This window comes from Microcystis sp. LE19-41.2A, from assembly GCF_027530405.1.
In the GTDB taxonomy this organism is placed as follows: domain Bacteria; phylum Cyanobacteriota; class Cyanobacteriia; order Cyanobacteriales; family Microcystaceae; genus Microcystis; species Microcystis aeruginosa.
Map to the genome: position 1 here is coordinate 1 of NZ_JAPZQJ010000122.1, position 10,937 is coordinate 10,937.

General features: G+C 44.2%; 9 protein-coding genes. 5 read left to right on the forward strand and 4 right to left on the reverse strand.

All coding sequences use genetic code 11. The annotated features are described in order from the left end of the window. Positions 1–225: 225 nt before the first annotated feature. A complete protein-coding gene (gene rimK, locus O9290_RS05325) occupies positions 226–1,131 on the reverse strand; it encodes a 30S ribosomal protein S6--L-glutamate ligase (RefSeq protein ID WP_002764120.1) in 906 nt (301 codons plus the stop codon). Between the two features lie 537 nt (positions 1,132–1,668). On the opposite strand from rimK, the gene rlmN reads away from it, so the two are divergent. Beyond that, positions 1,669–2,682: a dual-specificity RNA methyltransferase RlmN gene (gene rlmN / locus O9290_RS05330; protein WP_043999408.1), complete on the forward strand. Its 1,014-nt coding sequence runs from the start codon at positions 1,669–1,671 to the stop codon at positions 2,680–2,682. A 447-nt stretch (positions 2,683–3,129) separates the two neighbouring features. After that, positions 3,130–4,071, forward strand: a complete 942-nt coding sequence (locus tag O9290_RS05335; RefSeq protein WP_288086787.1) for a TIGR04168 family protein — start codon at positions 3,130–3,132, stop codon at positions 4,069–4,071. 53 nt (positions 4,072–4,124) lie between these two features. On the opposite strand, the gene O9290_RS05340 is transcribed toward O9290_RS05335, so the two are convergent. Together O9290_RS05340 and O9290_RS05345 are read right to left on the reverse strand one after the other, a co-directional pair. Continuing rightward, positions 4,125–5,066 (reverse strand): hypothetical protein, encoded by a 942-nt coding sequence (locus tag O9290_RS05340; RefSeq protein ID WP_190723419.1) that lies wholly within the window; start codon positions 5,064–5,066, stop codon positions 4,125–4,127. A gap of 161 nt (positions 5,067–5,227) precedes the next feature. Then, positions 5,228–5,770, reverse strand: coding sequence for an NUDIX hydrolase (locus O9290_RS05345; protein WP_002798619.1), 543 nt, complete (start codon positions 5,768–5,770; stop codon positions 5,228–5,230). Positions 5,771–5,877: 107 nt separating this feature from the next. Here O9290_RS05345 and ylqF point away from each other — a divergent pair, with 107 nt between their 5' ends. Together ylqF and O9290_RS05355 are read left to right on the forward strand one after the other, a co-directional pair. Then, entirely contained in the window at positions 5,878–6,717 is an 840-nt protein-coding gene (gene ylqF, locus O9290_RS05350) for a ribosome biogenesis GTPase YlqF (protein WP_288056791.1), read from the forward strand. Positions 6,718–6,878: 161 nt separating this feature from the next. Continuing rightward, positions 6,879–8,363, forward strand: coding sequence for a glutamate synthase subunit beta (locus tag O9290_RS05355; RefSeq protein WP_002784459.1), 1,485 nt, complete (start codon positions 6,879–6,881; stop codon positions 8,361–8,363). Positions 8,364–8,771: 408 nt separating this feature from the next. Here the strand turns inward: O9290_RS05355 and rpaA are convergent, their stop codons facing one another. After that, positions 8,772–9,512 (reverse strand): two component system response regulator RpaA, encoded by a 741-nt coding sequence (gene rpaA / locus O9290_RS05360; protein WP_002798623.1) that lies wholly within the window; start codon positions 9,510–9,512, stop codon positions 8,772–8,774. Between the two features lie 510 nt (positions 9,513–10,022). On the opposite strand from rpaA, the gene O9290_RS05365 reads away from it, so the two are divergent. Further along, complete coding sequence (locus tag O9290_RS05365; RefSeq protein WP_004159441.1) at positions 10,023–10,742, forward strand: biliverdin-producing heme oxygenase; 720 nt, start codon at positions 10,023–10,025, stop codon at positions 10,740–10,742. The last annotated feature ends 195 nt before the right edge of the window (positions 10,743–10,937 follow it).

The window sequence follows — 10,937 nt, forward strand, 5'->3', positions numbered from 1 at the left end:
GACGGGGGTTATAAGGGATGTAACCCTTATATAGAAAGGCATTTAGCGATTTTTGTCAATTGTTTTTGATCTAGAGCGAACTAATCAATTAAGTCTCTTACCAGATAAGGATTTAGTCGATTTATGCCCCCCTATCGAACCATACCAAGTAACGAAGAACCATACTATTGACTGATAACTTACCCACTGATAACTGATAACTGATAACTGATGCAAGGCTGACGGCTAATATTGATATCGCTCGCGATTTAAGACTAGGGTGGCATTTTTAGCGACAAAATCGATAATTTTTTTGGCCACATCCACACCGGTGGCCGCTTCTATTCCTTCTAAACCGGGAGAAGAATTGACCTCGATAACCACAGGCCCGTGATTGGACCGTAATAAGTCCACACCCGCAACCCGTAAACCCATGGCTTTAGTGGCCCGTATAGCCGTACTGCGTTCCTCTGGGGTTAATTTTATCTTTTCTGCTTTGCCACCGCGGTGAAGATTAGAACGAAAATCCCCTTCGGCCCCCTGTCGCTTCATCGAGGCTACCACTTTTCCATCGATGACAAAACAGCGCAAATCTGCCCCACTGGCCTCTTTAATGTACTCTTGTACTAGAATATTAGCTTCTAATTGCCGAAAAGCTTCAATAACTGACTTGGCTGCTTGGTCGGTTTCCGCTAAAACTACCCCAATACCTTGGGTTCCCTCTAATAATTTAATCACTAGAGGGGTGCCGCCGACGGTTTCGATTAAACCATCGATATCTTCAATTGCGTGAGCAATTCCCGTCACCGGTAAACCTATCCCTTCCCGAGCGAGGATTTGCAGACAACGCAATTTATCCCGCGACCGGGAAATTGCTTGGGAGTCGTTGGCAGTAAAAACATTCATCACCTCGAATTGTCGGACGACTGCGGTTCCATAGAAGGTTTTTGAGGCGGCAATACGGGGGATAATCGCATCGAAACTCTCCAAGGGTTTACCGTTATAAACAACCGTGGGTTTATGGGAGGTGATGTTCATGTAACAGCGCAAATAATTGATCACTCGTACCTCATGGCCTTGAGCTTCTCCCGCTTCTTTCAGTCGCTTGGTGGAATAAAGAGAAGCGTCTTGCGATAAAATAGCGATTTTCATAAATTTTCGCTTAAATATTGCTTTGACAACTGAATAGCTCGTTATCCCCTAATATTGGCTTTTTTGGCTGGCAACTCATAAAATTTCTGTTCTCGATCGAAGTCCATCGATCATTATGGCGCTGACAGTTCCCTTTGAACAGTTGGGTTAAATGAAAAGTAAAAAGGATCAAGCTTAAGACTAGATTTGTTTTTGTCGTCAGGCTAAGTTTAAGTAGCTGGTTATAATTAAATTAAAAATGGATTTTGCCTTTAATCCCCCCTTAATCCCCCCTTAATAAGGGGGGTGCCGATCCCCCCTGCCCCCCTTGATAAGGGGGGTGCCGATAGGCGGGGGGATCCCCCTTGATAAGGGGGGTGTCTGAAAACTTTTAACACCTACCTACTTAAGTTATAGTTTTAAGTATTTAATTGACTAACAAAGACTAGAGAAGGAGCAAAGGGAAAAAATGTCAATTAATCAATACAATTTTGTCACGGTTTTGCTACTAGGGATGATCGATCGGCTAGAATGATAAGGTGATCAACGATAATAATTATGACTTTACTAGCGAAATCTTTAGAGGAACTGACCGACTGGGTAAAAGACCAGGGACAACCCGCTTATCGGGGTAAACAATTACACCAATGGCTATATGAAAAAGGGGTGCATTCTTTGGCGGATATTTCCGTATTCCCCCAAGAATGGCGCAGCAAGCTGGCGGATTATCCTATCGGTCGTTCCCTTATACATTATCGCAGTGTAGCACCCGATCGCACTCGTAAATATCTGCTAAAACTGGCGGATGGTTTAATTATCGAAGCGGTGGGAATTCCTAGTGAAAAAAGATTAACAGTCTGTGTTTCTTCCCAAGTGGGTTGTCCGATGTCCTGTGATTTTTGTGCCACGGGAAAAGGGGGTTTTACTCGTAATTTAAAAGCGTATGAAATCGTTGACCAAGTGTTAACAGTACAGGAGGATTTTCAGCAACGAGTGAGTCATGTGGTGTTTATGGGGATGGGGGAACCTTTATTAAATATTCCCGAAGTGGTGACAGCGATTCATTCCCTGAATCAAGATGTGGGTATCGGTCAGCGTTGTTTAACGATTTCTACGGTGGGATTACCCCATAAAATCAAGCAACTAGCAGAACATAATTTACAAGTAACTTTTGCTGTTAGTCTCCATGCTTCTAATCAACAAGTTCGAGCTAAATTAATCCCCAGTGCCGACCATTATTACCTAACTGATTTGATTCAAGACTGTCAGGAATACGTTCAAATCACGGGACGAAGGGTGACATTTGAATACATTCTTTTAGCGGGAGTGAATGATTTACCCGAACACGCAGGGGAATTAGCCAAACTGGTGAAAGGTTTTCAATCTCACGTCAATTTAATCCCCTATAATCCCATTCAAGAGGTGGATTATCAACGGCCTGATGAAAAGAGAATCAGAGCTTTTAAAACTATTTTAGAACAGGAAAAAGTCGCCGTTACTGTCCGTTATTCGAGAGGTTTGGCAGCCAATGCGGCCTGTGGACAATTGCGAGCGAGCGTTATGGTCAAATAAACTTGATTTGTTCACTACTCTATCATCAGTTTTCTCTGTTATAATTAGAGTAACAGAGGAGTGTTGGTTGTGTTGTTTGTTAATAATTGTAAAATTTAATCAAGATCGGGATGGTTATCGGGCAACACCTCAACGGTGGGGGCAAGTAACTGTTAAGTGTGCTTCTTTAACTAGGGCTTGCTGAATAAATCTAAAAACCTTGTTGGATAAGGCTTTTAGACTTTTTTGACCTCAAAAAGTGCCGACCATTGGAGGGATCGGGGGTAAAATTCAGGTACTTTTTCCCTGAAAATTAGGTAACTGACTACCTCAAAATCGGTAAAACCCCACACCCCACACCCCACACCCCACACCCGGCCCCCCCCAACAAACTTTTTCAGCAGACCCTATTTATTCGGCCAATCCTAGTTATGATCGTTACTGATAAATGATAGTTGATAACTGGTAATGGTAAGTTCTTTCCCTCGCAGCTATAAAATCGCCGTCATCGGTGACGTTCACGACCAATGGGAAATAGAAGATAATTTAGCACTAGAAGCTTTACAAGTGGATTTAGCCCTATTTGTCGGCGATTTTGGCAATGAATCCCTAGAAATTGTCGGTCGGATTGCTAGTTTGTCCTTACCAAAAGCCGTTATTCTCGGTAATCACGACGCTTGGTATAGCGCCACCCCCTGGGGACGAAAACAATGTCCCTACGATCGCAATCAAGAAGATCGTGTCACCGCCCAGTTAGAATTATTAGGGGTTGCTCATGTGGGTTACTCAAAACTAGACCTGCCCAGTTTACAGCTTTCGATTGTTGGGGGTCGTCCCTTTACTTGGGGAGGTTCCGAGTGGAAAAATGGAGAATTTTTTCAAGAACGCTATAATATCAGCAGTTTTGCCGAATCTACTGCCACAATTATCGCTAATATTCAAGATACTGCCTATAATAACCTGATTTTTTTAGGTCACAATGGTCCAGCCGGACTGGGAAAGGAAGCGGAAGCTATCTGTGGTCGCGATTGGCAACCCTTGGGAGGGGACCACGGGGATCCGGATTTAGCGGCGGCCATCGAACAAGCACAGCTATTAGGAAAACAGGTTCCTCTCGTCAGTTTCGGTCATATGCACCACCGTCTCCGTCATACCACTTCCCGTTTACGCAATCCCGTGGTCACTTCCGAGATGGGAACCGTTTATCTGAATGCTGCTAGTGTCCCTCGTATTCTCCACTCCGATAGGGGTAAATCTCGCAATTTTTCCCTAGTCACTCTTGAAGAAGGTCTAGTCACAGAAGCATCTTTAATCTGGTTGAATGATAATTTCGAGATTATCAGCAATAGAAAACTTTATCACTCCGGGTCATCAATCGATCGCCTATCTCCCCAATCTTGTTATTCTTAATTTACATCTCCCCACACCCCACACCCCACACCCCACACCCCACACCCCACTTCCTATAGATAGTTAATTTTTTGAGCGAGTAGAGGTAAAGCAAGAGCGATAGTAACACTAACTATCATACCGATAAAAGCTTTTAAGGCATCCCCTAAAACCAGTTTACCCGTGGCTGCTAAATTAGGTTTTTCTCTGGTTAAAGTCAGAGAAATTTCTCGACCTCCTAATAAACCTAAAAATACCCAAGTGGTACTCATGGGAATATGATTATAGCCAACGAAAAACAGTAAAATTAGACCATAAATTAAGTTAATAATTGTTGCAGAACGCAGATCATGGGCGTTAGTTTTGCTAGTGACAATTTTCTCGATTTGACCACCGTGATTAATAAAAATGATGGTTTGCAGGAGTAGCATAACTGTTAGAGATAAAACTAACCATGTTGCCGCTAACTTTCTGGGAAGATAGGCGAAAATATTAGCAAAATCTTGCATTAACCATTGACTCCAGAGAAACCCGGTGGATAACCACTGTAAAACCACCCAGATTTTTTGAGGTTCTTGATTAACTGTTTCTAGGAAAAAGTTTTCTAATTGATAAATAATTCGATAGATGACTAACCCCACTATAACAGCAAGAGCATAACCCCAAGCGGATTTAACTAACATTTCATCTAGAGATTGGGGAGCAAAAACTGTTAAAACCAAAAAGGTTGTACTCACAGGTATTCCCCAAGTGGTGAGAATTAAAATTGCTAAGGGAGGAACGATATAAATCCAAGTAAAAGTTTCTGGGAAGGGAATCATTTCTAGTCGATTATAAGCCACATCTCCCTGATTAATATACCAACCAGCGATAAAAATCGAGGCTAAGATTATACTGGTGTACAGCCATAAAATCCACCAGGGACGTTCTTCATTGGCACTTAAAAAAGTCCCTAAAGTTTGTAGGGAATCGTTGGCAACAATCGCATAAGCTGATAGGATAAAGCCAGCAATCATCAAAAAATTACTCATAGACAAGTGAAAAAAAATAAAACTTAAAGTAATACAAATCCTGTTCAAACAGTAGAGAAAAGCGCAGAGGTAGGAGAGCGGGAAGTGGGGAAGTGGGAATAAACGAAAACTTCCTACCTCCCCATTAATATAACTGCTATAACTCCTTAATTTTGCTTTAAAAAATCCCTCGCTAGATAGAAAGCAGCCAAACTACCAGAGACGGTAATTTCCTGTGGATTAATTTCCTGTAAAGGTCGAAGAATAACTTCAATTTCCTCGGTAATATCTAACTTTTGTTGACCTGTGGGAGTAGCATTAAGAGCCAAAAAAATATGAATTCTGTTAGTATCTTTAACGGGATTATCGTACAAAACAGCCAGAGGTATTAGAGAATCACTTTGATAACCGGTTTCCTCCTCAAATTCCCGACGCGCTGCCGCAGTAATATCATCTTCACCCGCATCTACTGCTCCGGCAGGAAATTCCAATAAAATTTCCTTAACTCCGTGACGATATTGACGGACAAAAACCAATTGATTATCCCCAGTAACTGGAACAACTAAAACAATTTCAGGACGAATATTAACGAAATAATCATCGATAACTTGTCCGGAGGATAACTTCACCGCGTCTTGACGGACTTGACACCAACGATTATGAAAAACTAGCTCGGATTTAATAATTTGCCATTTTTTTAAATTAGTCATCGACAATCCTGTTATAATTGCAGTGAAATTACTAAACTTTTTCTCAGATAATTATAGCTATCTAGGGACTATTCCTGATAAGATTTAATTTTATACTCCCATCTCCCATGTCGTTAATTCAATGGTATCCCGGTCATATTGCCAAAGCGGAAAGAAAACTCAAGGAACATCTTAAACTCGTGGATGTGGTCTTAGAAGTGCGCGATGCTCGCATTCCCTTAGCTTCCCATCATCCGCAGGTGGACGATTGGATTGGCAATAAACCGCGCTTATTAATCTTAAATCGTCTCGATATGATTCCCGAATCTGCCCAGCAACAATGGGTAACATGGTTTAAAAGTCAAGGAAAAACCGTCTATTTTACTAACGCTAAACAGGGAGAAAGAGTTAAAGCAATTATCAAAGCGGCGGAAAAAATTGGCGATGAAATTAACCAAAAACGTCAACTGAGAGGAATGTTACCGCGTCCAGTGCGGGCTGTGGTGATCGGGTTTCCCAATGTGGGCAAATCTGCCCTGATTAACCGTTTATTAGGGCGAAAAGTCGTCGCCAGCGCCCGCAGGGCCGGAGTAACGCGACAATTACAATGGGTACGAATTTCCGACACCTTAGAACTATTAGATGCGCCGGGGGTGATTCCTTCCCGTTTAGAAAATCAAAAGGATGCGGTGAAATTAGCTATCTGTGAGGATATTGGGGATGCTGGTTATGATAACCAAAGGATAGCGGCGGCTTTTGTCGATTTATTAAGAGAATTACACTATGAAGGTCTTTTACAATCTCGTTACGGGTTGAATACTCTAGACATGACCGGGGAAGATTTTATCGAAAAATTGGCCAATCTCAAATATCAAGAAGATAAAGAAAGGGCAGCCATGCAGTTACTCAATGATTTTCGTAAGGGAATAATCGGGGCTATTCCCTTAGAATTGCCCCCTTCCTCTTGAAATCGCCTGTTTTTAACTCAATAGTTAATTCCCCAATTTGTCAAAATTACCGCCTGTTAGTCCAGTGAGTTGCCGATAAGATTAAAGAAATCGGTAAAGTTGCGGGGATCGATCGAACTGTGAAGGAAGATAGGGAATAAACGACAGAGATAACAAAGACTATGGGCAAACCGACTGGCTTTATCGAATTCCTGCGTGAACTTCCTTCCGAACTTACCCCCCTCGATCGCCTTCATAATTGGGATGAGTTTCATCTTCCCATGCCAGAAGATAAACTCCGCAATCAGGCCGCCCGTTGTATGGATTGTGGTACACCATTTTGTCACACGGGAACGCTAATTAGTGGCATGGCCAGTGGTTGCCCGATTAATAACCTGATTCCCGAATGGAATGATTTAATCTATCGAGGATTGTGGCGAGAAGCCCTCGATCGCCTCCATAAAACCAATAATTTCCCCGAATTTACCGGTAGAGTCTGCCCAGCCCCCTGTGAGGGTTCCTGTGTTCTCGGTATTCATAATCCCCCCGTTACGATCAAAAATATTGAATGTTCGATTATTGACAAAGGTTGGGAATCCGGTTGGATTACTGCCAATCCCCCCGCCATCCGTACCGGCAAAAAAGTGGCCGTGATCGGTTCCGGACCTGCTGGATTAGCAGCCGCCGACCAGTTAAATAAAGCCGGTCACTGGGTGACAGTTTATGAAAGGGCTGATCGCCCCGGGGGGCTATTAATGTACGGTATCCCCAACATGAAGTTAGATAAGGAAGAAGTCGTTCTGCGTCGTCTCCAGATGCTCGAACAGGAAGGGGTAAAAATGGTCTGTAACACGGAAGTGGGCAAGGACATCAGCAGCCAAGACCTATTAAACGAATATGATGCCGTGGTTATCTGTACCGGAGCCACCAAACCCCGGGATTTAAACATCGAAGGTCGCCAATTAAAGGGCATTCACTTCGCCATGGAGTTTCTCACCGCTAATACAAAAGCACTATTAGACGGACAACCGGGGGAGGATTTTATCTCGGCTGCGGGTAAAGACGTAGTAATTATCGGCGGTGGCGACACGGGAACCGACTGTGTGGGGACTTCCCTGCGTCATAACTGCCGTAGCGTCACCCAATTAGAGATCATGCCGCAACCGCCCCGAGAACGGGCCGCCGATAATCCCTGGCCCGAATGGCCGAAAATCTACCGTCTGGACTATGGACAAGAGGAAGCGGCCGCGCGTTTTGGCGATGACCCCCGGGTTTATACCACCACGGCGACTAAATTCGAGGGGGATAGCGAGGGCAACGTCACAGGGATTCACACGGTACGGGTGGAATGGCAACGCAACGAAAAAGGGCAGTTTATCCCCCAACCGGTAGCAGGAACAGAAAAAGTCATCCCGACGCAATTGGTTCTATTGGCCATGGGATTTTTGGGACCAGAACAGCCTTTACTCGATGATTTAGGCTTAGAAAAGGATGCCCGCAGCAATATCAAGGCCGAACACGGTCAATTTGCCACTAGCTTACCGAAAGTGTTCGCCGCAGGGGATTGTCGTCGTGGTCAAAGTTTGGTGGTTTGGGCGATTAATGAAGGTCGCGGGGCCGCCAGAGAATGCGATCGCTTTTTGATGGGGGCGACGGATTTACCTTAAACCAGTAGTTAGGGTTTGCGGCAAAAAGTTTTTTGTGGGGGCAGGGTGTGGGGTGTGGGGTGTGGGGTGTAGGGTTTTACCGATTTTGAGGGGGTCAATTACCTAATTTTCAGGGAAAAAGTACCTGAATTTTCCCCCCGATCACTCCCATATCCGGTACTTTTTGATTTCTAAAAGGTCTAAAAGTCTTACCCAACAAGGTTTTTAGATTTATTCAGCCAGCCCTAGTTACTCCTGCCATTGTCCTGACTTGCTGGGGGTGTTTTCCCCTCGTTATAGTCAGGGCCAAAAAGAGGCCTCAGCCATAGCCATCAAAACCCAACCGCCGGTCAAACCTTCTCAATCTGAAGAGGAGGAGGAGCGACGAAACAATTGTCCCTATTGCCTATCTAGACAATTGCTCCCTGTTTAAACCGTTGCCGCCGATGAATCAAGCACCACCTGTTCATTGGTGGGTAACTCCAGACAATAACCCGCACCGTAAACGGTTTTAATATAGCGAGGGTGGCGGGGATCGGGTTCTAGTTTCGTTCTCAGATGGCGAATATGAACGCGAATAGTCTCGATATCATCATCGGGATCGTATCCCCAGACCTCCTTGAGAATATCACTAGGGGAAACGGTTTGACCGTGACGTTGGAGAAGACAGTGGAGTAACTCGAATTCTAGATGGGTTAACTTGACCACACTTTCAAACCAGACTGCCTCAAAACGTTCGGGAACCAGGGTTAAAGGTCCAAAACTGAGTATTTCTGAGTGTTTAGCGGCTTGGGGAATGCGATCGGTGCGTCTGAGCAGGGCGCGCACCCTAGCTAACATTTCCTCCACCTCGAAAGGTTTGGTCAGGTAATCATCGGCACCCGCGTTAAAACCTTCCACTTTATCTTGGGTTTGTCCTAAGGCTGTGAGCATCAAAATCGGGATGTCGGACGTGCGTTCATCTCGTCGCAAACGCTGACAGACAGTAAAACCATCGACTTTGGGCAGCATTAAATCCAGCATGATTAAATCGGGTTGTAACTGGACGGCCAAGGCCTGGCCTTTAATCCCGTCCTCTGCGGGATTAACGTCATAACCCGCCATCTCCAGGTTGATGGAGACTAATTCCGCGATTGCAGGATCATCATCGATTACAAGTATTCGGGGCATTACCAGAGTGTTATGACTAAGGGTTTGGATAGGGAGTTGCTAAATGTGTTCTCGCTGACATCGCAACTAGGGCTTTGTCTCTCAAGGGCTTGAGTTTAGCACAACATAAAGAATCCTGTACTGATTATAAGCATGATTGCTAAATTCGGTTTTAATTTGTGAAATTTTGCTGATATAAGTCTCCTGAATGTTAAGAATTTCTAAGAAGTGTGAAGAATGTTGCTCGATGATTGATATTGGCGCTACACTACACCCTCTCTTATCCAAAGATCAACTAGGGAGCAGTTTTTCACTAATCTTTACAATTTCGCCATCTCGATCGATACCGGTTTCAACCGGCGGTCAAGTCCTGCTAGAGCTAACTTTTCTCCCTAAGCTCCCCCGGCGGCACTGTAAAAATTCTTAATAAAATTACCGATCGATTCAGTTTAATCTACCAAAATAGACGGTTTTAGTAAGCATCTGTAACGAACCCGATCCATTCCACTCATCCCAACAGGTGATCATAATATGAGCGTTAATTTATCAACTCAACTGCGAGAAGGCACGAAAAAATCCCACACCATGGCAGAAAACGTCGGTTTTGTCAAGTGTTTTCTCAAAGGTGTGGTAGAAAAAACTTCCTATCGCAAACTGGTGGCTAACCTCTACTTCGTCTATTCGGCCATGGAGGAGGAGATGGAAAAACTTCCTAGTCATCCCGTCGTTTCTAAAATCTGTTTTCCTGAACTCAATCGCAAAAATGCGCTGGAACAGGATTTATATTTTTATTATGGTCCAAATTGGCGCAACGAGATCGCTTTATCTCCCGCAGGTCAGGCCTACGTTAACCGGATTCGGGAAATCGCCACAACAGAACCCGAATTATTAGTCGCCCATTCCTATACCCGTTATCTCGGCGATCTGTCCGGGGGGCAAATCTTGAAAAAAATCGCCGAAAAAGCGATGAATCTGGAAACTGGTGGCACGGCTTTCTATGATTTCAAAGATATTCCCGACGAAAAAGCCTATAAAAACCACTATCGTCAAACCCTCGACGAGTTACCGGTAGATCAAGCCATGGCCGATCGCATTGTCACCGAAGCTAACGCCGCTTTTGGCCTGAACATGAAAATGTTCCAAGAGTTGGAAGGTAATCTAATCAAAGCGATCGGAATTATGCTCTTTAATACTCTCACCCGTCGTCGCACCACCGGCAGCACCGAAACTGGATTGGCTACCGCCGAATAGTAGTCAAGAAAACCTAAAAAAACGGATAATTCTAGAATTGGGGTAATGGTTAGCCTTGACATCCTCGCCGCCCTAAAAGTGCGGCGATTCCTAAACCTCACGATTTAAGTTTCTGCTTCCACCACCGTCGCATACCACAGTTAAAAAACCATGTACTGTCTTACACAGAGTCCACAGACTTTCGCCCCATTTCAG